The sequence below is a fragment of the Aurantiacibacter gilvus genome (assembly GCF_038289935.1).
Lineage (GTDB): Bacteria > Pseudomonadota > Alphaproteobacteria > Sphingomonadales > Sphingomonadaceae > Alteraurantiacibacter > Alteraurantiacibacter gilvus.
The window spans coordinates 1177517-1202651 of sequence record NZ_JBBYHV010000001.1; the positions used below are offsets into that span (position 1 = coordinate 1177517).

The 25135-nt window shown below is 64.3% G+C and carries 21 protein-coding genes; 11 read left to right on the plus strand and 10 right to left on the minus strand.

What is annotated here, in order from left to right; genetic code table 11:
* The first annotated feature begins 3 nt into the window (after window positions 1–3).
* From nuoL to AAEO60_RS05825, 7 genes are read left to right on the plus strand one after another with little or no spacing between them, the layout of a single operon-like run.
* On the plus strand, window positions 4–1995 hold the full coding sequence (gene nuoL, locus AAEO60_RS05795) for an NADH-quinone oxidoreductase subunit L (RefSeq protein ID WP_341672693.1): 1992 nt from the start codon (window positions 4–6) through the stop codon (window positions 1993–1995).
* Complete coding sequence (locus AAEO60_RS05800; RefSeq protein ID WP_341672694.1) at window positions 1995–3542, plus strand: NADH-quinone oxidoreductase subunit M; 1548 nt, start codon at window positions 1995–1997, stop codon at window positions 3540–3542. The genes nuoL and AAEO60_RS05800 overlap by 1 nt, the downstream gene beginning before the upstream one ends.
* Window positions 3542–5005 (plus strand): NADH-quinone oxidoreductase subunit NuoN, encoded by a 1464-nt coding sequence (gene nuoN, locus AAEO60_RS05805; RefSeq protein ID WP_341672695.1) that lies wholly within the window; start codon window positions 3542–3544, stop codon window positions 5003–5005. The genes AAEO60_RS05800 and nuoN overlap by 1 nt, the downstream gene beginning before the upstream one ends.
* 1 nt (window position 5006) lies before the next feature.
* On the plus strand, window positions 5007–5720 hold the full coding sequence (locus AAEO60_RS05810; RefSeq protein WP_341672696.1) for a biotin--[acetyl-CoA-carboxylase] ligase: 714 nt from the start codon (window positions 5007–5009) through the stop codon (window positions 5718–5720).
* Window positions 5720–6499: a type III pantothenate kinase gene (locus AAEO60_RS05815; protein WP_341672697.1), complete on the plus strand. Its 780-nt coding sequence runs from the start codon at window positions 5720–5722 to the stop codon at window positions 6497–6499. Before AAEO60_RS05810 ends, AAEO60_RS05815 begins: the two co-directional genes overlap by 1 nt.
* A complete protein-coding gene (locus AAEO60_RS05820) occupies window positions 6496–8145 on the plus strand; it encodes a ribonuclease J (RefSeq protein ID WP_341672698.1) in 1650 nt (549 codons plus the stop codon). Before AAEO60_RS05815 ends, AAEO60_RS05820 begins: the two co-directional genes overlap by 4 nt.
* A gap of 5 nt (window positions 8146–8150) precedes the next feature.
* The gene (locus AAEO60_RS05825) at window positions 8151–8426 is read left to right on the plus strand and encodes a DUF1467 family protein (RefSeq protein ID WP_341672699.1); all 276 of its coding nucleotides are present in this window, start codon (window positions 8151–8153) and stop codon (window positions 8424–8426) included.
* A 9-nt stretch (window positions 8427–8435) separates the two neighbouring features.
* On the opposite strand, the gene AAEO60_RS05830 is transcribed toward AAEO60_RS05825, so the two are convergent.
* Entirely contained in the window at window positions 8436–11000 is a 2565-nt protein-coding gene (locus AAEO60_RS05830; RefSeq protein WP_341672700.1) for a hypothetical protein, read from the minus strand.
* Between the two features lie 167 nt (window positions 11001–11167).
* Between AAEO60_RS05830 and AAEO60_RS05835 the strand changes: the two genes are divergently transcribed.
* From AAEO60_RS05835 to AAEO60_RS05845, 3 genes are read left to right on the plus strand one after another with little or no spacing between them, the layout of a single operon-like run.
* The gene (locus tag AAEO60_RS05835; RefSeq protein ID WP_341672701.1) at window positions 11168–12319 is read left to right on the plus strand and encodes a hypothetical protein; all 1152 of its coding nucleotides are present in this window, start codon (window positions 11168–11170) and stop codon (window positions 12317–12319) included.
* Window positions 12320–12354: 35 nt separating this feature from the next.
* On the plus strand, window positions 12355–13314 hold the full coding sequence (locus AAEO60_RS05840; protein ID WP_341672702.1) for a hypothetical protein: 960 nt from the start codon (window positions 12355–12357) through the stop codon (window positions 13312–13314).
* 4 nt (window positions 13315–13318) lie between these two features.
* A complete protein-coding gene (locus AAEO60_RS05845) occupies window positions 13319–14698 on the plus strand; it encodes a sensor histidine kinase (protein WP_341672703.1) in 1380 nt (459 codons plus the stop codon).
* Between the two features lie 3 nt (window positions 14699–14701).
* Here the strand turns inward: AAEO60_RS05845 and AAEO60_RS05850 are convergent, their stop codons facing one another.
* Both AAEO60_RS05850 and gltX read right to left on the minus strand, forming a co-directional pair.
* Window positions 14702–15988 carry a citrate synthase gene (locus tag AAEO60_RS05850; protein WP_341672704.1) on the minus strand — a complete coding sequence of 429 codons (1287 nt, stop codon included), beginning with the start codon at window positions 15986–15988 and terminating at the stop codon, window positions 14702–14704.
* Window positions 15989–16034: 46 nt separating this feature from the next.
* Complete coding sequence (gltX, locus tag AAEO60_RS05855) at window positions 16035–17465, minus strand: glutamate--tRNA ligase (protein ID WP_341672705.1); 1431 nt, start codon at window positions 17463–17465, stop codon at window positions 16035–16037.
* Between the two features lie 28 nt (window positions 17466–17493).
* Between gltX and AAEO60_RS05860 the strand changes: the two genes are divergently transcribed.
* Window positions 17494–19680 (plus strand): ComEC/Rec2 family competence protein, encoded by a 2187-nt coding sequence (locus AAEO60_RS05860; RefSeq protein ID WP_341672706.1) that lies wholly within the window; start codon window positions 17494–17496, stop codon window positions 19678–19680.
* A gap of 64 nt (window positions 19681–19744) precedes the next feature.
* Here the strand turns inward: AAEO60_RS05860 and lexA are convergent, their stop codons facing one another.
* From lexA to AAEO60_RS05895, 7 genes are all read right to left on the minus strand, one after another.
* Window positions 19745–20416 (minus strand): transcriptional repressor LexA, encoded by a 672-nt coding sequence (gene lexA / locus AAEO60_RS05865; RefSeq protein ID WP_341672707.1) that lies wholly within the window; start codon window positions 20414–20416, stop codon window positions 19745–19747.
* A 70-nt stretch (window positions 20417–20486) separates the two neighbouring features.
* Window positions 20487–21677, minus strand: coding sequence for a molybdopterin molybdotransferase MoeA (locus tag AAEO60_RS05870; RefSeq protein WP_341672708.1), 1191 nt, complete (start codon window positions 21675–21677; stop codon window positions 20487–20489).
* A gap of 5 nt (window positions 21678–21682) precedes the next feature.
* Window positions 21683–22153 carry a cyclic pyranopterin monophosphate synthase MoaC gene (gene moaC, locus AAEO60_RS05875; protein WP_341672709.1) on the minus strand — a complete coding sequence of 157 codons (471 nt, stop codon included), beginning with the start codon at window positions 22151–22153 and terminating at the stop codon, window positions 21683–21685.
* Between the two features lie 76 nt (window positions 22154–22229).
* On the minus strand, window positions 22230–22625 hold the full coding sequence (locus AAEO60_RS05880) for a DUF3597 domain-containing protein (RefSeq protein WP_341672710.1): 396 nt from the start codon (window positions 22623–22625) through the stop codon (window positions 22230–22232).
* A 90-nt stretch (window positions 22626–22715) separates the two neighbouring features.
* A complete protein-coding gene (gene trpC / locus AAEO60_RS05885) occupies window positions 22716–23504 on the minus strand; it encodes an indole-3-glycerol phosphate synthase TrpC (protein ID WP_341672711.1) in 789 nt (262 codons plus the stop codon).
* The gene (gene trpD / locus AAEO60_RS05890; RefSeq protein WP_341672712.1) at window positions 23501–24493 is read right to left on the minus strand and encodes an anthranilate phosphoribosyltransferase; all 993 of its coding nucleotides are present in this window, start codon (window positions 24491–24493) and stop codon (window positions 23501–23503) included. The genes trpC and trpD overlap by 4 nt, the downstream gene beginning before the upstream one ends.
* Entirely contained in the window at window positions 24490–25104 is a 615-nt protein-coding gene (locus AAEO60_RS05895) for an anthranilate synthase component II (protein WP_341672713.1), read from the minus strand. The genes trpD and AAEO60_RS05895 overlap by 4 nt, the downstream gene beginning before the upstream one ends.
* Between the last annotated feature and the right edge of the window lie 31 nt (window positions 25105–25135).

The window sequence follows — 25135 nt, forward strand, 5'->3', positions numbered from 1 at the left end:
ACCTTGAACTCCATCCTCATCATCGTCTTCGCGCCGCTGGTCGCTGCCATGGTAGCAGGGCTGGGCGGTCGCTGGATCGGCCACACCGCGGCCAAGGCCATCACCACCGGCGGCCTGTTCCTGGCTGCCGGCCTGAGCTGGCCGATCTTCCTGTCGTTCATTGCCGGCACGGGCGAGGCTTCGGTCACCCCGGTGCTGACCTGGGTGCAGTCGGGAGCCATGACCTTTGACTGGGCGCTGCGGGTCGACACGCTGACCGCCGTGATGCTGGTGGTGATCACCAGCGTCTCGGCGCTCGTGCACCTCTACAGCTGGGGCTATATGGACGAGGACCCGGACCAGAGCCGGTTCTTTGCCTACCTGTCGCTGTTCACATTCGCCATGCTGATGCTGGTGACAGCCGACAACCTGGTGCAGATGTTCTTCGGTTGGGAAGGCGTGGGCCTCGCCAGCTACCTGCTGATCGGTTTCTGGTACAAGAAGCCCAGCGCCAATGCCGCCGCGATCAAGGCCTTCGTGGTCAACCGCGTTGGCGACCTTGGCTTCATGCTCGGCATCTTCGGGACGTTCCTCGTCTTCCAGACCACCAGCATCGACGCCATCCTGGAGGCGGCTCCCGCCATGCAGGGCAGCACCATCACCTTCATGGGCGCGCGCTGGGATACGATGACGATCCTGTGCCTGCTGCTGTTCGTGGGTGCCATGGGCAAAAGCGCGCAGCTGGGTCTGCACACCTGGCTGCCCGACGCCATGGAAGGCCCGACGCCGGTTTCCGCGCTGATCCACGCCGCCACCATGGTGACGGCGGGCGTGTTCATGGTGTGCCGCCTGTCGCCGATGTTCGAAGCTGCGCCTGACGCACTGACCGTGGTCACCGTGATCGGTGCCGCAACCTGCTTCTTCGCCGCGACGATCGGCACCACGCAGTGGGACATCAAGCGCGTCATCGCCTACTCTACCTGCTCGCAGCTGGGCTACATGTTCTTCGCTGCCGGTGTCGGCGCCTATGGCGCGGCCATGTTCCACCTGTTCACGCACGCCTTCTTCAAGGCGCTGCTGTTCCTTGGTGCCGGCTCGGTGATCCACGCCATGCACCACGAGCAGGACATGCGTTACTACGGTGGCCTGCGGAAAGAGATTCCGATCACCTTCTGGGCCATGCTGTTCGGCACGCTGGCGATCACCGGTGTGGGTGTCTACCACCTCGGTGCCGGTTTCGCAGGCTTCTGGTCGAAGGACGCTATCCTCGAAGTGGCCTACGCCGCTGCGGGTGAATACTCCGTGCTGGCCTTCTGGCTCGGCACCTTCGCAGCGCTGCTGACCAGCTTCTATTCGTGGCGCCTGATGTTCCTCACCTTCTGGGGCAAGCCGCGCTGGATCGAGAGCGAGCATATCCAGCATTCGGTGCACAAGACGCCGGAAGAGGCGGGGGCAGACACCACCGGTGGCTATCACCCGCACGAGAGCCCGTGGACCATGCTGGTTCCGCTAGGAGTGCTCAGTGTCGGCGCGATTTTCGCCGGCCAGGTCTTCCACGACGCCTTCCTCAACGAAGAGGGCTTCTGGATGGGGTCCATCGCCTACAACGAGCACCTGATGCACGCGATGCATGAAGTGCCCTACTGGGTGAAGTATTCGGCCTTCACCGTCATGGTGATCGGCCTGCTCGGTGCAATCTACGCCTACCTGATCAAGCCCGGGGTGCCCAAAGCGACCGCCGAGCAACTCGGCCCGGTCTACCGCTTCATCTACCGCAAATGGATGTTCGACGAGCTCTACAACTACGTTTTCGTGAAACCTGCATTCTGGCTCGGCCGTCTCTTCTGGAAGAAGGGTGACGAGGGCACGATTGACCGCTTCGGCCCCAACGGCGTTGCCTGGGTGGTCGAGCGCGGCAGCGTCTTCGCGAAGAAAGTCCAGTCCGGTTATCTTACGAGTTACGCGCTGATCATGCTGCTTGGCCTTGTCGCCGCTATCACCTGGGTGCTGTTCTGATGGGCGACTTCCCGATCCTGACCGCCATGCTGGTGGTGCCGCTGCTCGGCGCCATCGCCTGCCTGTTCCTCGACGCCAAGTCCGCTCGCATGGTCGCGCTGCTGGCCACGCTGATCGATCTTGCCCTCGGCATCGTGCTATGGGTAAACTTCGATATCGGCGGCGCGCAGTGGCAGTTCACCGAACGCTCCAACCTGTTCGCGGGCTTCGAATATGCGCTCGGCATCGACGGCATCGCCCTGATGCTGATCATGCTCAGCGTGTTCCTGATGCCGATCTGCATCGGTGCCAGCTGGGAAGCCATCACCAAGCGGGTGGGCGAATACATGTGCGCCTTCCTCATCATGGAAACGCTCATGATCGGCGTCTTCGCCGCGCAGGACATCTTCCTGTTCTACATCTTCTTCGAAGCCGGCCTGATCCCGATGTACCTGATCATCGGTGTATGGGGTGGCCAGAACCGCATCTACGCGGCCTACAAGTTCTTCCTCTACACGCTGCTCGGCTCGGTCCTGATGCTGGTGGCCATGCTGTGGATGGTGAACGAGGCCGGGACCACCAGCATCCCTGCGCTGATGGAATACGACTTCGCTCCCGAAGCCCAGACCTGGCTGTGGCTGGCCTTCTTCGCCAGCTTCGCGGTGAAGATGCCGATGTGGCCGGTGCACACCTGGCTGCCCGATGCCCACGTGCAGGCACCGACTGCCGGTTCGGTGATCCTGGCTGGCGTGCTGCTCAAGCTGGGCGGTTACGGCTTCATCCGTTTCAGCCTGCCGATGTTCCCCGATGCCAGCGCCGAATTCGGTTGGCTGGTCTGGGGCCTGTCGATGGTGGCCGTGGTGGTCACCAGCCTGATCGCGCTGGTCCAGCACGACATGAAGAAGCTGATCGCCTACTCGTCGGTCGCCCACATGGCGATCGTGACCGTGGGCCTGTTCGCCTTCAACGTGCAGGGCCTCGAAGGTGCCATGATGGTGATGCTGGGCCACGGCCTGGTATCTGGCGCGCTGTTCCTGTGCGTCGGCATTATCTACGACCGGCTGCACACCCGCGAGATCGACCGTTACGGCGGCCTCTCGATCAACATGCCCGCCTACGCCACGCTGTTCATGCTGTTCACCATGGCCAGCGTCGGCCTGCCGGGCACCAGCAACTTCGTCGGCGAGTTCCTCTCGCTGGCCGGTATCTACCAGGCGAATAGCTGGGTGGCCTTTGTCTGCACGACCGGCATCATCCTTGGTGCTGCCTACATGCTCTACCTCTACCGCCGCATCTGCTTCGGCGAGCAGAAGAATGCCGACGCCGCCGCCATGCCCGACCTGTCCGTGCGTGAGTGGCTGCTGCTCGGCCCGATTGCCGCTGCCGTGCTGTGGATGGGCGTCTATCCCGAAAGCTTCCTTGCTCCCATGCGTTCCGACATCCAGATCCTCGACGCGCGCCTTGCTGCTGCGGCACCCGAAGGCGATGCCCACCTCGAGATCGGGGAGGGCGCACCCGTTGAAGGCGATATGGCCGAAGAAGAACGCCATGAAGGGGAGGCGCACTGATGGACCTCACAGCTTCCCTCGGCCTCGTCGCACCCGAGATCGTCCTTTCGCTCTCCGGCCTCGTCCTGCTGCTGCTGGCGGCCTGGGGCGGTGACAAGGGCGCGCGTGTCATCTCCGTCGCCGCATGCGTGGCGCTGGGCGGTGCCTTCGCGCTGGTCGCGCCTTCGGTCTGTGCCGGCGCCAGCGGACCGGACACGGTTGCCTTTGGCGGCCAGTTCCGCGCCGATGCCTTCGCCGGTCTCGCCAAGCTGATGATCTTCGCTGCCAGCGGCGCCGCACTGGTCGTGGCTCCGCGTTTCTTCGAGCGGCTCGATTCCATGCGGGCAGAGTTCCCGATCCTGGTGCTCTTCGCCGCGCTCGGCATGAGCATCATGGTCTCCGCCACGGACCTGGTGACGCTTTACATCGGTCTCGAGCTCAACTCGCTGTCGGCCTACGTCCTGGCCGCACTCCTGCGCAACGACGAGCGTAGTGCCGAAGCCGGTCTCAAGTACTTTGTGCTGGGCGGGCTCGCCTCGGGCATCCTGCTGTTCGGCATGAGCCTGACCTACGGCTTTACCGGGACGACCAATTTCGGCGGTATCGCCGTTGCCGTGGCGGACGGCATGTCGATCGGCCAGATGTTCGGCCTGACCTTCGTGCTGGCAGGCCTCGCCTTCAAGATCAGCGCTGCGCCGTTCCACATGTGGACGCCCGACGTCTACGAAGGCGCGCCGACCCCGGTGACCATGTTCTTCGCAAGCGCCCCCAAGGTCGCGGCCATCGCCCTCTTGGCGCGAGTCTCGCTGGAGGCTTTCGGGTCGCAGGCGGGCGCTTGGCAGCAGATCGTGATCTTTGCCGCGCTGCTTTCCATCGTGATCGGTGCGCTTGGCGCCATCGGGCAGCAGAACGTCAAGCGCCTGCTCGCCTATTCGTCGATCAACAACGTCGGCTTCATCCTGATCGGCCTTGCTGCCGGGACGGCTGCGGGAGCCAGCGCGATGATGGTCTACCTCGCCATCTACGTGGTGATGACCGTGGGTAGCTTCGTCGCCGTGCTGCTGATGCGCGATGCGGATGGCAATGCGGTCGAAGGCATCAGCGATCTTGCCGGCCTGTCGACCTCACGTCCGGTTTTGGCATGGTGCCTGATGGCGCTGATGTTCAGCCTTGCCGGTATCCCGCCGCTGTTCGGCTTCTGGGGCAAGTTCGTGGTGTTCCAGGCGGCGGTCGAGGCAGACCTCGTGGCGCTTGCCGCCATCGGTATCGCCGCCAGCGTGATCGGCGCGTTCTACTACATCAAGATCGTCAAGGTGATGTTCTTCGATGAGCCAGCGGACACGGTCAAGGGTGCTGCGGACACCCCGCATTGGGCGCTGCTGGCACTCTGTGCGCTGCTGATCTCGCCGCTGGGTTACCTGCTGACGGGTTGGCTGGGATCGCTGGCAGACATGGCGGCAGCGTCGCTGGCGCTCGCCTTCTGACTTGACCGCGACGATCGAGTACATCCCCGAAACCGGCAGCACCAATGCCGACCTGCTGGCGAGACTGGCAGGCGGGGAACTGGTGCCCGAGGGTCATTGGCTGGTCACCGACCGCCAGACCGCCGGGAGAGGGCGTCAGGGCCGTAGCTGGATCGACGCGCCGGGCAATTTCATGGGTTCCACCGTGGTGCGCCTGCACGAACGTGACCCGTCGGCCGCCACGCTCAGCTTCCTTGCCGCCTTGGCAGTCTACGAGACCGTGGTGCCCCGCGTCGCGGCGCCGCAGTCGATCATGCTCAAGTGGCCCAATGACGTGCTCATGGCCGGGTCCAAGTTCTGCGGCCTGCTGCTTGAGATGGGGCATGGTGCCGTGATTGTCGGCATTGGGGTGAACCTTGCGGCCGCGCCAGAGATCGCCGGTCGCAGGACCGATGCGCTGAAGGGCCTGTCGCGCAATGCCTTTGCCGAGGCACTGGCCGCGCAGTTCGCGCTCGAGCTGCAACGTTGGCGCGAATTCGGTGCCGAACCGATCATGCGCCGCTGGCAGGCCGCGGCGCACAAGCCCGGCACACCGCTGACGGTCCACGGCAGCGATGGCGACGCCATTTCCGGCCTGTTCGATGGCCTCGACGCCACGGGCGCGCTAAGGCTGCGCTTGCCCGACGGGACCGCTCAGGTCATCCACGCGGGCGATGTTATGTTGGAGGAAGGCTGATGCTGCTCGCAATCGACGTCGGCAACACCAATGTCGTTTTCGCCCTGTTCGAGGGCACCGAGATCAAGGCGCGCTGGCGCATTGCCACCGACGGCCGCCGCACTGGCGACGAATATGCCACCTGGCTGCTGCAACTGCTTGCCATCGAGGGGATCGAGCGCAGCCAGGTCGACCGTATCATCTTCGGCTCGGTGGTGCCGCGTGCGGACCACAACCTCGATGTGCTGGCGACCAAGTACTTCGGCATCGAGCCGCTGATTGCGGGCAAGGGCCAGGCCGCCTGGGACTTCGAGATCGACGTCGAGCAGCCGCATACGCTGGGTGCGGACCGCGCGCTCAACTGCATCGCCGCACACGAGCTGGTGGGCGGTGACATTATCGTGGTCGACTTCGGCACCGCCACCAAGTTCGAGGCGATCGATTTCAACGGCGCTTACAAGGGCGGTATCATCTGCCCCGGTATAAACCTCTCGCTCGACGCGCTGGTGGGCAATACCGCCAAGCTGCCGCGCATCGCCATCGCCGCGCCTGACACCGACAGCGTGCTGGGCCGCAACACCGAAGATCAGATGCTGATCGGCGTGTTCTGGGGCTACGTCGCGATGATGGAAGGCCTGATCGAACGCATGAAAAACGAAATAGGTCGACCGGTGAAGGTTGTAGCCACGGGTGGGCTCGCCATATTGTTCGACAAGAAAACCGACATTTTTGACGTCGTCGATGCCGATATGACGATCCGCGGCCTGCAGATCCTGGCAGACCGCGCTGGAGCCTCATGAAAAAGAACTACACACCCGAAGACGAATTGCTGTTCCTTGCGCTTGGCGGGTCCGGCGAGATTGGCATGAACGTCAATCTCTACGGCTGCCAGGGCAAGTGGATCATGGTGGACTTGGGGATGAGCTTCGGCTCGAACGAATACCCCGGTACCGAGCTGATGTTCGCCGATCCCGAATTCATCGAGGACCGCGCCGACGACCTGCTCGGCATCGTCCTGACCCACGCGCACGAGGACCACATCGGCGCGATCCCCTATTTCGCCGCTGAACTGGGCGTCCCGCTCTATGCGACACCCTTCACGGCAGACCTGATCAGGCGCAAGTTGGACGAGGCAGGACTGACCAAGCGCATCGAGCTCAACGTGATCGAGGACGACCACGGCGAGATCGAGCTCGGCCCGTTCAAGATCGCCTATGTGCCGCTGGCGCACTCGATTGCCGAGGGCAATGCCTTGGTGATCGACACGCCGCATGGCCGCGTGTTCCACACTGGCGACTGGAAGCTGGACGAGGAACCAATCGTCGGCGAGCCGGCGACCGAGGACGAGCTATGCGAGATCGGCGATGCTGGCGTGCTGGCACTGGTTTGCGACAGCACCAACGTGTTCAATCCCGTTCCCTCGGGCAGCGAGGGCGCGGTCTATCGCGGCTTGCTCGAAGAGGTGCAGAAGCACCACGGCAAGCGCGTGCTGGTGACTACCTTCGCCTCCAACGTGGCGCGGCTGCATACGCTGGGCGAGGTTGCCAAGCGCACCGGGCGCCAGTTGTGCGTGGCCGGTCGCTCGCTTGACCGGATCATCGAGGTTTCGAAGCAGAACGGTTACCTGCAGGAATTTCCACCGGTGCTCGATTTCGACAGTGCCATGGCCCAGCGCCGCGGCGAGATCATGATCATCGCCACCGGCGGGCAGGGTGAGCCGCGCGCCGCGCTCGCCCGGATTGCCGACGACAGCCACCCGCTCAGCCTCGACGAAGGCGACGTGGTGCTGTTCTCCAGCCGCCAGATCCCGGGCAACGAGATCGCTATCGGCTACATCCAGAACAAGCTGGCCGAACGCGGCATCATCATGGTGACCGACCGCCAGAGCGAGATACACGTATCCGGCCATCCGGGCCGTCCGGAACTGGAAGCACTCTATGGCTGGCTTCGCCCGCAAGTGCTGGTGCCCGTCCACGGCGAGATCCGGCACATGCAGGAACAGGTGCGCCTGGGCATCGCGAACGGCATTCCCGACGCGGTGTTCCAGAAGAACGGCGATATCGTACGTCTTGCCCCCGGCGCGCCCGGAAAGGTCGGCGAAGTGCGCACAGGCAGGCTGGTTCTTGATGGCGACATCATCGTGCCTTCGGACGGCGATGCGGTGACCATGCGTCGCCGCCTGTCGCGCGACGGCATCCTTATCGTGGTTCTCGACGAAGAAGGCGGGGTGCGGATCGAAGGCATCGGCCTGCCATTGGACGAGGACTATGCCGACTTTGTCGACGAAGCCGAGGCTGACGTCATGACTTCACTTGGCAAGCTGCGCGGTGCGCGGAGCCAGGATCGCGAAGTCATCATGGAAGCTGCGCGCCTCGCGGCACGCCGCGCTGCCCAGCGCTGGTCCGGCAAGAAACCACAGACACGCGTTATCTTGCTGGGTGAATAGTCGCCATGCAGATTACCTCCATCATCGCGATTTTCGGCCTGATCTGGGTGATGTGCGCTTTCGTCATGTTGCCATTCGGCGTGAAGACGCATGATGAGGCGGGTATCGTGAAAGTGCCGGGGCAGGCGGACAGTGCGCCTGCCAACTTCCGTCCCTGGCGGGTGGTGCTGCGCGCCACTTTGCTGGCAACCGTGCTCACGGCACTGTTCATAGCGAACTATGACCAGGGATGGATCAAGCTGGACGATATCAACATCTTCCCGTCCCCGCCTGAAAGATAGGCGAAAAAGCTAGTCCCGCAGGCGTTCGATGGCCTGTGCCAGCGCAACGTAGAGCTTGCCCATGTCGCTGGAGAGCAGGGTAACTGCAATGGCGTTGCCATCGCGGGTGGAGAGGACGCCGCGCAGCATGGCTTCGAAGTCGTGGATGTAGCGGTTCACCACTTCACGGAACTCCGCATCTTCCTGGTAGAAGTTGCTGATTTGCCGGGCTTCGTGCTTGTCGAGCAGGCGAACCGCATGGCGTGTGAAGATACCACGGTCACCGCGCAGGTAATGGGTCCACTGGGTGTCGGCGACGTCGTTGTCGAAAGCCTTGGAGATATCGATCGACGTTGAATTCAACGCCTCGGTGATCAGCGCCATGCGGCGTGAGAAGTCGCTGTCGTTGTGTTCCTCCGCCTGCCGGCGGGCGTCTTCCACGCGCTGTTCCAGGTTGGCGGCGAGGTCACCGACCTTCGCCATTTCAGCGCGCAGCAGCTGTACGGTTTCGCGGCCGGCAGCATCGGCACGCCCAGCTGCCTGTTCCAGCTCCGCCAGAACCGTAACGGCATTCTCGCGCATGGCCGAGGCCAGCTGTTCGCGACTGGCAGTGCTGATCTCTTCGGCCAGGGCCGCCACGGCACCCGACTGCTCATCACGCAGATTTTCCAGTACCTTGGCAGAGGCTGTTGTGAGTAGCTCGATAGCTTCTCGCAGTTCGCCCGAGGTGCGCTCGGCAAGCTGGTCACTGTCTGCGGCAACACTTTCGAGCTGGGTTTTCAGTACCCGCAACTGCTCGAGCGTGGCTCCGCCAGATTCGCGGGCGGTTTCCAATTGCGATGCAAGGTTGCTGCCGCGGCTTTCTGCATCGCGGATAAGTTCCTGAAGCTCGTTGGCGGTGGTGCCGAAGGCAGACAGTCGCGTTTCAGCATTGCTGATCGCGTCGGACAGGGCACCTTCGGAGTGATCCGCGCTTGACCGGATAATCTCCAGCAGGCGTACGCTGTCGTCGGTAAGACGGCTGATGAAGGTACCGTTCTCTTCGAGCACCGCACGGCTTTGACTCAAGCGGTTTGCCAGCAGTTCGGCTGCTTCGGCCACGTTCCCGCTGGCGCTTTCGGCCTGCGAGCCAAGCTGCTGCAGGTCGCCATCGAGGGCAGCAAAGCGCTGGGCGAGGGCTTCGCCGCGTTCTGCCAGTCTTTCGACGTGGGCAATGTGTTCCTGCTGCCGCTCAACGATCCGCTGGTCGAACTCGGCAAGGCGCCGCTCCAGCTCGGCGATAGCTTCGTTCTCGCGCTGCTGGCTGGCTTCGCGGCGGCGGGCAAAGTCGGCTTCGAAGGCTTCGGCCGCCTGGTTCAACCTTTCGTCCACCTGCTGGGCTTCGTCGTTCAGCGCAACAAGGCGCTGACGGGCGTTGTTGGTCGCCGATTCGTCGAGCGCCATCACGCCTTCCAGTACGTGCTTGATACGCTCTTCCAGTGCATCGACCGCCTGGCTCCAGCGTGATGTTGCTGCGGCCTGCCCATCGTCCAGCGAGGATACGATCCGCTCGCCCTCGACGCGCAGGGCCACCAGGCGTTCACGCATGGCGCTTACCGCATTTGCTTCACGCTGGCGGAGCGCTTCGGAGTCTTCGGACAACTGCCGCACCAGCGCTTCCGACTTGCTGGCGATGGAATCGGTAAGGTGCTCCTCGCTCTTCTCCAGTTCGCTGCGGAACTCGTGGCTTTGCGCGCGCAAGCCTTCGAAACGCTGCCGGGCCAGGTCTCCCAGTTCGACCAGTTGCTCCTCGAAACTCCGCAGGGTGTCGCCAACCTGCTCGTTGATCGCGCTGACATGCGCTTCGCCAGCTTCGCCGAAGGTGTTGAGCCGCTCGAATGCGCTCACCAGGCCATCGATCTGACCTCGCGCCGAATTGCCGGCGGCGGCGATCTGGTTGTTCATGTCGCGGGCGGAGTTGGCGAGGACGGGCAGCTGGTCGCGCAGCGCCTCCATATTGCTCACGGCGCTCGTGCTGACGTGGCCAATCGATTCCACCTGCGCACTGTTGTCCCTGATCAGCGACTCCAGGTGTTCGGCATGGGTGGAAAGCCGCTCGCTCGCGATGCGGCCAAGCGATTCGAGATCGCGGGCCTGCGCTTCGATGAAGTTGCGGGCCAGCGCCAGCTCGCGATTGACAGCCACGAGTCGCGCTTCGAGCTGGGCGGATTCGTGTGACAAGGCGCGCGCGGCGTCGGAAAAGCGGTTGGCTTCACGCCGGCTGTTGCGCATCACCAGCAGGTAAACCGCCACCAGCAGTACCATGGGGACCGACCACTGCACGATCCAGTCCAGCCACTGGCTGGGCGCAGCACCGGCCATTATCGCCTGTTGGTTTACCCATGCAAAAAAGCCGGTCCAACCAATCGCGGCCAGAGCCGCCAGCGTCGGTGCGATCCAGGTCCCGCGCGGACGTACCGGCTGCTCTTCCCAATACTGCTCTTCGTATACCTCCTCCGCAGTGGCTACGTCTGCCTCGGGGGTGTCAGCGCCTTCGACGGCAGTATCCGGGCTTTCATGGTCTTGCGACGGAGAAATGGTGCGCCTTCGGTTCATGAAACATCCTTACCACAGGGTTATTCGCTTGGAACCCCCGACAAAGGTGGCGTCCACCGTGCAGGGCCGCCGTCTGTCGGGTTTTCCGCAAGCTTCGCCGCGCAGACCGCTTGGCATTGCTCCTGCCGCTGCCTAGGCAGGGGCCATGCTGGAAACCCTGAACTGACATGCGTGCAGCGCTGATCGGCTTGCCCCAACCGGGGGAGGGCGCACTGCCCGTCATCGCTGGCCAGTCACTGGCGCGGCGGCAGCTGGCCTTTGCCCGCGAACTGGGGTGTACCAGCGTTATCGCATATGGCGGCGGCGCATCGCCGGACGCCATCGACCTGCGCCACGCGGCAGAGCGCGCTGGCATGAAATACCAGGTGATCTCTACCACGCACGCCTTGCCGGGCATCATCGGAGACGATGACAGCTTGCTCGTGCTGCAATCCGGACTCCTGCCCGAATCGCGGACGGCGCTGGACCTCCTGCGCGCGGAGGGAGACCGTCTCCTGATCGTTTCCGCGGGGCCGGGGGCGACAGCGGGGCTGGAGCGTATCGATCTCGACCGGGCGTGGGCGGGTGCGCTGACCATTCCCGGCAGGTGGCTGGGCAAGGTCGCCAGCCTGCCGGAAGACGCCGCGCCGCAGCCGGCCCTGCTGCGGATCGCGTTGCAGCAGCGCTTGCCCGAAGCGCGCCTTGCCGATGCCATGCTCGATGATGGCAAGTGGTCGGTCGTTACCTCGCAAGAGGCCGCCCGGCAGCGCGCCGCGGCTTGGCAGCGAACACATCTGGGCGAGATTTCGCCAAGCGCCCCTTCGCGTTGGCTGGGACGTTTCATCGTGACTGGTCCGGGCAGCGGCATGCTGGACCTGCGCTTTGCCAAGCCTGCCTTGCTGGCGCTCACGGCGATATTGCTGGGCAGTGGTATCGCCGCGACATTCTACGAACTGCCGGTGCTTGGCTTTGCCCTGACTGCCTTGTCGGCTCCGGTACTCGAAGCCTTCCTTGCCATGTCGCGACTGGGCGTCGCGCCTTTCGGCAAATTGCGCCGGTTGCCGTGGTTGCGCTGGCTCGTGGATGCAGCCTTGCTGGTGCAAGGTGTGCTGGCCATCGACGGCCTGCACCACCGTACTATCTTCCCGCCATTAGTCCTTGTTTCTGTGTTGCTTTTGCTGGACCGGCGCAAACTCGCGACATGGCTGGAACCGACGCGTGACCGGATGCTGGTAGCAGGCCTGCTGGCAGCGGTTTCGGCTGTCGTGCCGCCGGAGCAGGCTATCATGCTGGCTTCGCTGCTGGTCTTGGCAGCAAGCCTGCTGCCGGATCGCAGCTAACGTGGGCTTAACCAAGCTGGGCTATGCGTGCGGGCATGAGCGATATGAGCAAAGCCATGCCCACGGCTGAGTCAGTGGAAAAGATGCTGAGCGCCGAGTTGGCGCAGGCCGACGTCATCCTGGCGACGGCCCAGCCGATTTTGCGCCACCTGCTGGCCAATGACGAGCATACGTTGTTCAGCGACCAAGTGATCGCCAGGATCCGCGGCATGATGCTGCACCTGGCACGGCAACTGTTGCTCGGCCTCGCGCGAGATGCCGGGATCGAAGACTGCGACACCTACGTGCAGGAACGCGAGGAACGGCTCGCGGTCGAGCTGTTGGAAGACACGGCATTCCTCGGCCACGCCCATGCGCTGACGATCGAGGCCCAGCTTGCCGATCGCCTGCAACAGCGCAGCGGGATCGATCCGGTTCTATCGCCGCTGTTGCAGGAACTGACCGCATCGGAAGACCAGGACCTGGCCGCAGCGGCCATGCGCTGCGTCGCGGCGCAGGCACGCTTCATGCAGAACCAGCGGCGCATGGAACTGCCCCTGCAGGAACTGCCGGCAGAACTGTTCCACACGGCCACCAGGCTCTTGCGCACTCATGCCGGTGACCATGCTCAAGTTGCCAAGCAGCTGTGCGACCGGCTGCGCGACGAATACGACGAGAGTGATCGCCGTATCGGCCAGGCCACCCGCCTGTTGATGGCGATGGGACCAAAGGCGAGGCGTGCCCTGGCTGTGGACCATGCAGGCCTGTCCCTGTTCGCTACGGCGCTGTCGATGGCGTCGGAGCAGGAACGCGATGTCGTGATCCTGTCGCTGGGCGAAAACCAGTGCGCGCGACTTGCCCTGTCCTTGCGAGCCGCGGGGCTAGGCCAGAGCGCGGTCGAAGAGCAGTTCCTCTACTTGCACCCGGAAATCACGCTGCCGGACGGTTTCGATGCGGTGCGTGCGGAACGCGCAGCGGCCCTGCTGGCTGCCGCCGCGTCAGAAGCGGCGAACTGAGACCGTGGCTTCGGCCTCTTCCCACCGCGCACAAGCGCAGACCGACGCGCAGGATCGGTTGATCGCAGCGGACGAGCCGCTGGCGAGCTTCCACTTGCGCGCTGGCGGGGAAATGCCGGGCGTCATAGTCACTCCGGCCCTGCTGGAAATGGTGCGCAAGGCGCGCGTCTACGGATTGCGCATGGCGCGAGCAATCCGGGCACAGGACGATAGCGAGCAAGTTACCGCATGGGTCGAAGTCGAGCCTGACGGCGATGGTGCCCTGATCCGCATTTCCGACTGGTATGCCCAGCCACTGGAAAGCACTGCCAAGGCCGAACCGGAGGGAAAGAAGCTTGCCCTCTTGCGTCACGTTGCCGGGCTTAGCGCAAGGCTTGGCCCCTCGCAGGAGGTCTTGGCTGTAGACGCCGACGCGCCGGACCTCGAAATGCTGGCCGGGCGCATGCGTGAGGGGATCGGCGAGGTCTGGACGCAATTCGTTACCCCGACCGCGGGCAGCCACCACAAGCGGCTGCACTGGCGCTTGCTCGACGGGGCATCGGTGGAGATCGAGGGGTCCGACCGGGAATGGAGCGTCCACCTTGTCCCGCTGGGCAAACCGCAACCGGGAAGCGACGGGTTCGAGCTCTACATCGTCCCGCGCGAGGCACCGCGCGAGGAGGCGCCAAAACCTGCGCGCGCGCAAGATCGCGTCAGTGGCATCGGCCGCGATATCGCGCCGGTGCTGCGCCAACCGGTCAGCCGCATCATCGCCAATGCCGAGACGATCCGCACTCAGCTGGCGGGCCCCCTGGCCGAGGAATACAGCAATTACGCCGCCGATATCGCGGCTGCCGGCGAGCACCTGCTGGCGCTGATCGAGGACCTGACCACGCTGGAACTGGTGGAGGACGAGGAATTCGTCACCGAGCCGGACAAGATCGACCTTGCCGATGTCGCCCGTCGTGCCGTGGGTATCCTTGGGGTGCGGGCGCAGGAGCGCGGGATCACGCTCGACGCTCCGAAGGAAGCTGACTCCACCCCCGCGATCGGCGAGTTCCGCCGGGTCCTGCAGGTTTTGTTGAACCTTGTCGGCAATGCCATCCGCTATTCGCCCGAGGGTGCACAGGTGTGGATCCGCACGGAGATCGAGGGCAAACGCGCGCGCATCACCGTGGCTGACCAGGGCGAGGGGCTCGACGAGGCGCAACAGGCCCGCGTCTTCGCCAAGTTCGAACGGCTTGGCCGCAGCGGCGATGGCGGCTCGGGCCTCGGCCTCTACATCTCGCGCCGCCTGGCCGAAGCCATGGACGGCACGCTGACGGTCGAAAGCGCGAAGGGGCAGGGTGCCCGCTTCACGCTTGAACTTCCGACCTTCAAGGAACGGCGCAAGAAGCCCCGCTAAACCCTACCGGTCGCCGATCTGCACGTAATCGCGCTGCGTCGGTCCGGTGTAGAGCTGGCGCGGACGGCCGATGACCTGGCCGGGATCGGAGATCATCTCGTTCCACTGTGCCACCCAGCCCACGGTCCGGGCGAGCGCGAAGAGCGCGGTGAACATGGTGGTCGGGAAGCCGATGGCAGAAAGGATGATGCCCGAATAGAAGTCGACGTTCGGGAACAACTTCTTTTCCTGGAAATAGGGATCGTTGAGCGCGATCTCTTCCAGCTGGAGCGCGGTTTCGAACACCGGATCCTTCACCTGCAAGGCGTCGAACACTTCGCGTACGGTTTTCTGCATGACAGTCGCACGCGGGTCGTAGTTCTTGTAGACGCGGTGGCCGAAGCCCATCAGGCGGAACGGATCGTTCTTGTCCTTGGCGCGCTCGATATAGTGCGGGATGCGATCGGGAGTGCCGATCTCGCGCAGCATGTTGAGCGCGGCTTCGTTGGCGCCGCCGTGGGCAGGGCCCCAGAGGCAGGCGATACCAGCCGAAATACAGGCAAACGGGTTGGCACCCGACGAACCGGCCAGACGCACGGTCGACGTCGAGGCGTTCTGTTCATGGTCGGCGTGGAGGATGAAGATCCGGTCCATCGCCTTTTCGACCGCCGGGATCACTTCGTATTCCTCGGCCGGAACGCCGAAGGTCATGCGCAGGAAGTTGCCCGTGTAGCTGAGCGAATTCTGCGGCTGCATGAAGGGTTGGCCCACCGCATACTTGTAAGCCCAGGCCGCGATGGTCGGCATCTTGGCGATCAGGCGGTGGCTCGAGATCTTGCGGTGCTCGGGGTCCGAAATGTCGGTGCTGTCGTGGTAGAAGGCTGACAGCGCGCCAACCACGCCGCACATGATCGCCATCGGATGCGCGTCACGCCGGAAGCCCTGGTAGAACTGCCGCATCTGGTCATGCAGCATGGTGTGATAGGTCAGGGTGTTCTTGAAGTCGTCGTACTCGTCCTGGCTGGGCAATTCGCCATTCAGCATCAGGTAGGCGACTTCCATGAAGCTGGAATGCTCTGCCAGTTGCCCGATGGGATAGCCACGATGCAGCAGGACACCTTCGTTGCCATCGATGAAGGTCAGCGCGCTTTCGCACGAGGCAGTGGACTTGTAGCCCGGATCAAAAGTGAACTTGCCCGTCTTGCCATAGAGCTTGCGGATATCGATGACATCCGGTCCGCAGCTGCCTTCCAGTGTCGGGAAGTCATAGGTCTCGCCACCGATGGTCAAATCCGCCTGCTTGTCAGCCAAAGCCGTTCTCCTTCAATAAATTAGACACCACAGTTCAGGCGACCTGTCAGCCGCCTGCCTGAGCGTCGATCCGCGCAAGGCTTTCTTCTCTTCCGAGAAGCACCAGCACATCGAAAATCCCGGGCGAAGTGGTTTGCCCCGTCAAAGCCGCGCGAAGCGGCTGCGCAAGTTTGCCGAGGCCGAGCCCCATCTCCTCCGCATAGGCCTTCAGATTGGCCTCCAGCGCCTCGATTGTCCAGTGCGTTTCGCCGTGCAACCGGGCGGAAATCGCCGCCAAACGGCCCCTTGCTTCTCCGTCGAGCTGTTCGGCAGCCTTCTCGGTCATTTCCAGCGGGCGCTGCTTGAACAGGAATGCCGCTCCGTCGGCCAGTTCGTTGAGGTCGCGGGCGCGCGTCTTGAGCACGGGCATGGCTTCGGCCAGCAGCTTTTCGTCGGCTTCGGGGCCGATCAGCTTGGCCACCAGCCCAGCGAGCCGCGCATCGTCTGCCGCGCGAATGTAATTGCCGTTCATGTTGAGCAGCTTCTTCATGTCGAAGCGGCTCGGGCCCTTGTTCACCGCGTCGATATCGAACAGCGCGATGGCTTCTTCCTTGGTGAACTCTTCCTGGTCGCCGTGGCCCCAGCCAAGCCGCAACAGGTAGTTGAACAGGGTTTCGGGCAGGATGCCCATTTCGCGGTAGTCGCGCACGCCCAGCGCGCCGTGGCGCTTTGACAGCTTGGCGCCGTCGTTGCCGTGGATCAGCGGGACGTGGGCATAGGTCGGTTCTTCCCAGCCGTCTTCGATACCCTGCATGGCGCGGATCACCTGGATCTGGCGGAAGGCGTTGTTGAGGTGGTCGTCGCCGCGGATGATGTGGGTGCAGCCCATGTCCATGTCGTCGACCACCACGGCCAGCATGTAGGTGGGCGAGCCATCGGCGCGCAACAGGATGAAGTCGTCAATCTCCCGGTTGTCGACCTTCACGCGGCCCTGCACCGCGTCCTCGATCACCGTTTCGCCGCCCTCGGGCGTCTTGATACGGATGACATAGGGCGCTCCTGCGGGCGCTTCGGAGGGATCGCGATCGCGCCAGCGGCCATCGTAGCGCATCGGCTGCTTGGCGGCCTTCTGCTGCTCGCGCATTTCGGCCAGCTCTTCCTGGGTGGCGAAACACTTGTAGGCGTGGCCGGCTTCGAGAAGCTTGTTGGCAACTTCGGCGTGGCGATCGGCGCGCTGCGACTGGTAGACAGTCTCCCCGTCGAAATCGAGGCCGAGCCAGTCGAGGCCGTCGAGGATGACGTCGATGGCTTCCTGCGTCGAACGCGCCTTGTCGGTATCCTCGATGCGCAGCAGGGCCTTGCCGCCGTGGTGGCGGGCGTAGAGCCAGGAGAACAGGCCGGTGCGGGCATTGCCGATGTGCAGGAATCCGGTGGGGCTGGGGGCAAAGCGCGTCACCACCGGACGCTGACCCGAACCATTTCCACTCGAACTTGCCATAACGCCTTGTTTCCTGTCCTATTCTTGCATGGCCGAGACCGTGCTTCCGCTGGTCCCGCTGGGGGACGACACAAGCGATGTTGCGCCGCAGCAGACGCCTTGGCGAAAGCGCGCTTCTTTGTCCAGCGTGGCAGCAGGGGCAGAGCGATTTCTGGGCGATTCCGGCTTTGATCGCGGGCCCTGGTTGGCGGTGGCCATGGCAGCGGGGATCGGGGCCTGGTTCGTGCTCGACAGCCCTGCCAGCTGGGTGGTTTGCATGGCTGCGGGACTGCTGGTGGCGCTGGCTGTGGTGGCCGTCTGGAAGGGGCGTGAGGACCGCGTGCACCTGGTCGGCGCGCTGGTGGCCTGCGGACTGCTGCTGGCCTTCGGCACGGGCCTCGCCTGGAGCCGGTCGGCCCTGGTGGGGGCGGAGGCTTTCGACAGGCCGCAATCGGGCCAGTTCACGGGGCGGGTGCTGGAGCGGATCGAGCAACCGGCGCAGGACCGCGTGCGCCTCGTCCTCGCCATCCGCAGTCCGGAGACGGGCGAGCCGCTACGTGTCCGCATCAACGTGCAGTTGGACGACGACTTGCCCGGCCTCGACGAGGGCGCGCTGATTTCGGCGCAGGCGCGGTTGATGCCGCCGGCGGCGCCGATGCTGCCCGGCGGCTACAACTTCGCCCGCACGGCCTGGTTCGAGGGCTTCGCTGCGACCGGCAGCGCGCAAGGCGAGATAACCTTGATCGAACCGGCGGAGGCTGACGGCGCATTCATCGCCGGATTGCAGCGCCGGTTGTCGGCGCACGTGCGCAGTCGTCTGGGAGGATCGGCAGGCTCTATCGCCGCGGCCTTCGCCAGCGGGGACCGCGGCGCAATCAGTGCAGCGGACGAGGACGCCATGCGCGATGCGGGACTGACCCACCTGCTGTCCATCAGCGGCCTGCACGTCAGCGCGGTGATCGCCGGGGCCTACCTGCTGGCGGTGAAGCTGCTGGCGCTCTGGCCGTGGCTGGTCCTGCGTATGCGGCTCCCGGTTGCAGCTGCTGCTGTCGCTGCATTGGCGGGCATTGGCTATACCCTGTTGACCGGCGCGCAGGTGCCGACCGTGCGCAGCTGTATCGCTGCCCTGCTGGTGCTGGGCGCGCTGGCCCTGGGCAGGCAGCCCCTTAGCCTGCGCATGGTGGCCGTGGCCGCCATGGCCGTGTTGTTGCTCTGGCCGGAAAGCCTGGTCGGCCCCAGCTTCCAGATGAGTTTTGCGGCCGTCATCGCCATTGTCGCGCTGCACAATGCAGAGCCGGTGAAGCGCTTCCTCAAGCCGCGCGAGGAAGGACGGGGCAAGTGGTTCGCGCGGCGGGCCTTCATGCTCTTGGTGACAGGGCTGGTGATCGAGATCGCGCTGATGCCGATCGTGCTTTTCCACTTCCACCGCGCGGGCGTCTACGGGGCCTTCGCCAATGTCATCGCCATCCCGCTTGTCACCTTCATTTCCATGCCGCTGATTGCCGTGGCGCTGGTGTTCGACCTGGTCGGGGCAGGGGCGCCGGTCTGGTGGCTGGCGGGCAAGTCGCTCGACCTGCTGCTGTGGATCGCCCACTTCACCTCCGGCCAACCCGGAGCGGTGAAGCTGTTCCCGCAGATGGACGTGGTGACGATCCTGCTGTTCGTGGGGGGAGGCCTTTGGCTGGCGCTATGGCGCGGAAAGGCGCGGCTCTGGGGCTTTGCGCCGGCCATGGCGGCCACGATCATGCTGTGGCTCACACCGATCCCGGACGTGCTGGTATCGGGCGACGGCCGCCACGTCGGGATAACGGGCGAGGGTGATCGCCTGCTCGTCCTGCGCGATACCCAGAGCAGCTTCACGCGCGACAACCTGCTCGAACTGGCGGGGGTCGAAGGTGAGCCGGTCACGCTCGACGAATGGCCCGGTGCACGGTGCAGCCGCGATTTCTGCGCCATCACGCTGGAGCGTGGCGGGCGCGAGTGGGAACTGCTGATGAGCCGTAGCCGCGATATCGTGGCCGAACGGGCGCTGGCTGCCGCCTGCGAGCGCGCCGACATCGTCGTTTCGGACCGCTGGCTGCCGCGCTCATGCGAGCCGCGCTGGCTCAAGGCCGACGGACGCATGCTGTCGCAGAGCGGCGGTCTGGCCATTGTGCTGGACGAGGAACCGCGCGTGACCACGGTCGCCGAGGGGCAGGGCGAACATGGCTGGTGGCGCGGGCGACGCGAGGATTGACGCCATACATGCAAACGGGGGCGACATCCCGCGATGCCGCCCCCGTCTGAAACCCGATAAAACCTTAGTGGTAGCGCCGCAGCAAGCCTGCGAGCTTGCCCTGTACCTTGACCTGGCTGCCTTCATAGACCTGCGGATCATAGGCACCGTTGGCCGGGTCTAGCCGGATACGGCCGCCATCATGATAGAGGTACTTCAGCGTGGCTTCCTCGTCGTTGACCAGGGCCACCACGATATCGCCATCGCGGGCGGTGTCGGCCTTCTTCACGAGGGCAAAGTCGCCGTCGAAAATGCCCGCTTCGATCATCGAGTCGCCGGAAACTTCCAGCGCATAGTGATCGCCCGGGCCGAGCAGGGCGGCGGGAACCGGCAGCGACCGGTCGCTTTCCAACGCCTCGATCGGGACACCGGCGGCGATCTTGCCGTGCAACGGGATCTCGATCACGTCGTTGGCAGGGGCTGGCTGGCTGGTGGGCGCAGTCGTTACCTTGGCAACGGCTTCCGCACCCTTGCTGCCGACATTCTCCGGCATCTTCACCACTTCGAGCGCTCGTGCACGGTTGGCGAGGCGGCGGATAAAGCCGCGTTCTTCCAAAGCCGAGATCAGGCGGTGCACGCCCGACTTGCTCTTCAGGTCGAGCGCATCCTTCATTTCCTCGAAGCTGGGCGAAATGCCGCTTTCTTCGAGCCGACGGTTGATGAACAACAGCAATTCGTGCTGCTTGGCAGTCAACATGGGCAAGCCCCTTCTGCAATGTTCCAGTTTGGAACGAATGCGGAACAATTATGAAACAGATTCGCTCAAGTCAAGCGATACCGCCATTTTGGAGGGGAAAGGCGCTCGCGATGGTGTCGATCGGCGCCGCAGGGGAATTGGCAGGGCGGTGGATCAAGACCTGTGCATGGGCCAAGGCTCTTAGGCCGCTGCTGTCCTGCTGGCTGAGGGGAAAGGCCAACCCCTTGTCGAGGTAGCCGCGTACGAACTCGTCACGATTTCCGGTCGCTGGCAGTGACCGTGCGAGACAGACGGTGATCGGTTCCGGATCGGGAAACTCAGCGCCTGCCAGCCTCCGCAAGAGTGGCAGCAGGAAGAGATACGCGGTGACATAGCTCGAGACCGGATTGCCGGGCAGGCCAATAATCCATTGCCGACCTTTACGGGCGATCAGCAAGGGCTTGCCCGGCTTGATCGCGACTTTCCAGAAGTCGATGCTGGCGCCCCACTGTTCAAGCGCAGGTCTGACGAGGTCGTGATCGCCAACTGATGCGCCGCCGCTGGTGACAATGACGTCGACATCGCCCGCCCTGTCCAGAGCACCAAGCATGGCGTCCAGCGTGTCAGGCACTGGACCAAGGCGGATAACATCCGCGGCGAATGGTATCGCCAGCGACGCCAGCATGGCGCCATTACTGGCAGGAATCTGGTGCGGTTCGCAGCTAGCCGGATCAGCAACCAGTTCGTCACCCGAATCGAGAATTGCCAAGCGTGGCAAAGCATGCACAGTGATGCCGGAATGTCCGGCTGAAAGAGCGAGTGCTACTTGCGGCGGTTCGATGCGGAATCCCGCTGTCAGAAGTTGGTCGCCGGCAGCGAAATCGAAACCTCTGCGACGAACGTGGCGCGACGTGGGCCCATCATCGTTGTCCAGAACGAGTGTGTCGCCATCGCGTCTGGCATTCTCCTGTAACAAGACCGCACCAGCACCTTCCGGCATCAGCGCTCCTGTGGAGATGCGCACAGCCTGCGTGGCTTCCAGTTTACCCTTAAAGGGATGGCCCGCCGCGCTTTCGCCCACCACCTGCCACGGACCTGCAATGTCATCCTCGCGCAAGGCGTAGCCATCCATGGCCGAGAGATCGGTTGATGGCTGTGTTCGTTGTGCCAGCAAAGGTTCGGCGAGATAGCGACCGACTGCCAGTTCGACAGGAAGCTCTTCCGGTGGCAGTGGCTGCGCCAGCTCATGCAACCGCGCCTGCGCCTCGTCCAGCGACAGCATGTCGCTCACTCCGCCCGCCAGTCGCCGCTCTTGCCGCCAGTCTTTTCGAGCAGGCGGACGTTTTCGATCACCATGCCTTTTTCCAGCGCCTTGGCCATGTCGTAGAGCGTGAGCAGTGCGACCGAAGCGGCGGTGAGGGCTTCCATCTCTACCCCCGTCTTGCCGGTCAGGGCAGCGCGGGCCGTCACTTCCACGGCGTCAACGGAGAAGGCAAAATCGACGCTGACCGTATCCAGCGCCAGCGGATGGCACAGCGGGATCAGGTCGCCGGTCTTCTTGGCGGCCATGATGCCAGCGATACGCGCGGCGGAGAGCACGTCGCCCTTGGGGCCGCTGCCTTCGCGCACGGCCTGCAAGGTTGCCGGAGCCATGCGAATACGGCCCGCAGCGGTAGCACTGCGAGCCGTTTCGGCCTTGCCGCCGACGTCCACCATGCGCGCGGCACCGGTATCGTCGAGATGAGTGAGATTTCCCATGCGGGCGACCTATCGCAGATCGGCCACAATGTTCAACAAATCACGGGCAACAGCGAGCTAACGCAGGCGCGGGATCTTAGCCGCGCAGGCTCTGGGGAACCTTGGCGCCGTTTTCGGCGAGCTTCTCCATCACGTGGGCGTGCAGGGCGATGTTTTCCTCGGCCTTGCCCGAATAGTCCGTGTCGCCCAGTTCGTGCGCCAGCTCCTTGCGGTTCTCATAGCTGGGCTCGAGGCCGACCAGCTTCATCAGGTCGACGATCGAGGTGCGCCAGTTGAACTTGTCGGAACCGTCCTTGGCGTCGAGCACGGCTTCGAGGTCGACTTCGTCGATCGCTTCGCCCTTGGTGTCGGCACGACCGAACCCGCTCGAAGTGGAAGCAGAAGGCGCCTTGCTGGCACCCTTGGTGGCCGGAGTTGCCTCTGCTTCGTCAGAACCGAAGATGGCATCCTTGATCGAGCTGAAAATTCCCATTGTATGTTCCTTCTTCAGGTGGCGACCGGTCGCGGTTGCGTTCGGCCTTGCTCGCATCAACGCTTGGCGCGCCGATGTGTCCCGAAGAAGTCAGCCGTTGAGCAGCTCTTGCGTGGCAGCGACGATGTCATCCTGCCGCATAAGGCTCTCACCTACCAGGAAACACCTGACGCCCGACCCGGCGAGCCGCTGGCAGTCGGCGTGGGAGTTGATGCCGCTCTCGCCGACCAGCAGGGTGCCTTCGGGCGCAAGGGCCGCGAGGCGCTCGGTGGTGCCGAGGTCGGTGGTGAAGGTCTTGAGGTCGCGGTTGTTGACGCCGATCAGTCGCGAAGTGAGCCGCGTGGCGGCGCGCTCCATCTCGGCTTCGTCGTGGACCTCGACCAGCACGTCCATGCCCTGTTCGCGCGCCGCGGCCTCGATCTCGGTCATCAGGGCATCTTCCAGCGCGGCGACGATGATCAGGATGGCGTCGGCGCCGATGGCCCGGCTTTCGGCAACCTGCCAGGGGTCGACCATGAAATCCTTGCGCAGCACCGGCAGACTGCAGGCCGCACGCGCGGCGACAAGGTAGTTCTCGTGCCCCTGGAAATAGGGCGCATCGGTGAGCACCGAGAGGCAGGCAGCGCCGCCCTTCTGGTAGTCCTCGGCATGCTGCGAGGGATGGAAGTCGGGGCGGATCAGCCCCTTGGAGGGGCTGGCCTTCTTGACCTCTGCAATCAGGCCGAAGCCCGTTGCCGCCTTGGCCTCGAGCGCAGCGCGAAAGCCGCGCGGCGTAGATGCCGATGCGGCCTGGGCTTCGATGTCCGCCAAGCTACGCGCGGCCTTGCGGGCGCGCACTTCCTCGCGCTTGGTGGCGCAGATTTCGTCGAGCTTGTTCATTTGGCGGCCGCAATCCAGCATTCGAGCAGGGCCTTGGCGAGCCCCTTGTCGATGGCTTCGGCGGCTTCATCGACCCCGTCGACCCAGTTGTCGACTTCGCCCGCGACGATCAGCGCACCGGCCGCGTTGAACAGCACGGCATCGCGGTACGGACCGGGGGCGCCCAGCAGCAGGGCTTCGAGCGCCTTGGCATTGTGCGCGGCATCGCCGCCGCGGATGGCTTCGACGGGTGCATGCTGCAAGCCGGCTTCGCTCGCATCGACGCGGCGCATGAGCACCTGGCGGCCCTGCACGTCAGCCACCTCGTTGCCTTCGTCGAGGCTGAGTTCGTCGAGGCCCTCGTCGCCCGAGACGATGAAGGTGCGCTCGGTGCCGAGCCGTGCCATGGCATCGGCGTAGATCGGCACATAGGCCGGACGCGCGATGCCGATCAGCTGGCGGCGAACCTTGGCGGGGTTCGACAGCGGCCCCATCAGGTTGAAGATCGTGCGGCGGCCCAGCTGTTGCCGGATAGGCTGGATACGGGCCATGGCCGGGTGGTGGTTCTTGGCGAACAGGAAGCAGATGCCGATCTCGGCGAGGGTCTTCTCTGCCGTGCGACCGGCGGCGTCCATGTCGAGACCAAGCGCTTCGAGCGTATCGGCAGCGCCGGCCTTGGAGCTGGCCGCGCGGTTGCCGTGCTTGGCCACCGGCACGCCGCAAGCAGCCACGACCAGCGAGACCGCGGTGGAGACGTTGAGCGTGTGGTGGCCATCGCCGCCGGTGCCGCAGACGTCGATGGCGTTGTCGGGTGCCTCGATGGGGATCAGCCGATCGCGCATGGCGCGGGCAGCACCGGTGATCTCCTCGGCGCGCTCGCCGCGATCGGAGAGGTCGGACAGGAAGCGCGCGATCTCGTCATCGGACGGTTTGCCGTCGAGCATGTCGCCGAAGGCGCGCTCGGCTTCCGCCTCGGTGAGCGGCAGGTCGGCAGGAGGCAGGACGCTCATGCGAGCTCTTTCGCTTCGACGCCGCAAATCCGCAGGAAGTTGGCGAGCAGTTCGTGGCCGTACTGGGTCGCGATACTTTCCGGGTGGAACTGCACGCCGTGGATCGGCAGCGTGGCATGGCGAAAGCCCATGACCGCCGTGCCATCGAGACCGGGCGTCTCACTGGTGGCATTGATCACCAGGCAATCGGGAATGTCCTCCACGATCAGCGAATGATAACGGGTGGCGGTAAAGGGCGAGGGCAGGCCGGCAAAGACGCCGGTGGAATCGTGATCGACCGGCGAGGTCTTGCCGTGCATCAGCCCGCCGCGCGCCACGCGGCCGCCGAAGTGCTGGCCAATGGACTGGTGGCCAAGGCACACGCCCAGCAGCGGACGTTCGGCATCGGCGCAGGCAGCGACGAGGTCGAGGCTGATGCCCGCTTCGTTGGGCGTGCAGGGGCCGGGCGAGATCAGGATACCCTTGGCCCCGCTCGCCAGCGCTTCGGACGCGCTGAGGGCATCGTTGCGCACCACTTCCACCTGCGCCCCCAGTTCCATCAGGTAATGGACCAGGTTGAAGGTGAAGCTGTCGTAGTTGTCGATAACGAGGATGTCGGGCGGCGTGGTCATGCGGCCCCCTTCGCCTCTCGGACCGAGTCAA

Coding starts and splice junctions, on each gene's coding strand:
- AAEO60_RS05820 (WP_341672698.1), top strand. CDS start 6,496: ATGAAAAAGAACTACACACCCGAAGACGAATTGCTGTTCCTTGCGCTT.
- trpD (WP_341672712.1), bottom strand. CDS start 24,493: ATGAGCGTCCTGCCTCCTGCCGACCTGCCGCTCACCGAGGCGGAAGCC.
- AAEO60_RS05815 (WP_341672697.1), top strand. CDS start 5,720: ATGCTGCTCGCAATCGACGTCGGCAACACCAATGTCGTTTTCGCCCTG.
- AAEO60_RS05895 (WP_341672713.1), bottom strand. CDS start 25,104: ATGACCACGCCGCCCGACATCCTCGTTATCGACAACTACGACAGCTTC.
- lexA (WP_341672707.1), bottom strand. CDS start 20,416: ATGTTGACTGCCAAGCAGCACGAATTGCTGTTGTTCATCAACCGTCGG.
- gltX (WP_341672705.1), bottom strand. CDS start 17,465: ATGGCAAGTTCGAGTGGAAATGGTTCGGGTCAGCGTCCGGTGGTGACG.
- AAEO60_RS05870 (WP_341672708.1), bottom strand. CDS start 21,677: ATGCTGTCGCTGGACGAGGCGCAGGCGCGGTTGCATGAGCTGGCGCAG.
- AAEO60_RS05860 (WP_341672706.1), top strand. CDS start 17,494: ATGGCCGAGACCGTGCTTCCGCTGGTCCCGCTGGGGGACGACACAAGC.
- AAEO60_RS05825 (WP_341672699.1), top strand. CDS start 8,151: ATGCAGATTACCTCCATCATCGCGATTTTCGGCCTGATCTGGGTGATG.
- nuoN (WP_341672695.1), top strand. CDS start 3,542: ATGGACCTCACAGCTTCCCTCGGCCTCGTCGCACCCGAGATCGTCCTT.
- AAEO60_RS05830 (WP_341672700.1), bottom strand. CDS start 11,000: ATGAACCGAAGGCGCACCATTTCTCCGTCGCAAGACCATGAAAGCCCG.
- AAEO60_RS05880 (WP_341672710.1), bottom strand. CDS start 22,625: ATGGGAATTTTCAGCTCGATCAAGGATGCCATCTTCGGTTCTGACGAA.
- AAEO60_RS05835 (WP_341672701.1), top strand. CDS start 11,168: ATGCGTGCAGCGCTGATCGGCTTGCCCCAACCGGGGGAGGGCGCACTG.
- moaC (WP_341672709.1), bottom strand. CDS start 22,153: ATGGGAAATCTCACTCATCTCGACGATACCGGTGCCGCGCGCATGGTG.
- trpC (WP_341672711.1), bottom strand. CDS start 23,504: ATGAACAAGCTCGACGAAATCTGCGCCACCAAGCGCGAGGAAGTGCGC.
- AAEO60_RS05800 (WP_341672694.1), top strand. CDS start 1,995: ATGGGCGACTTCCCGATCCTGACCGCCATGCTGGTGGTGCCGCTGCTC.
- AAEO60_RS05840 (WP_341672702.1), top strand. CDS start 12,355: ATGAGCGATATGAGCAAAGCCATGCCCACGGCTGAGTCAGTGGAAAAG.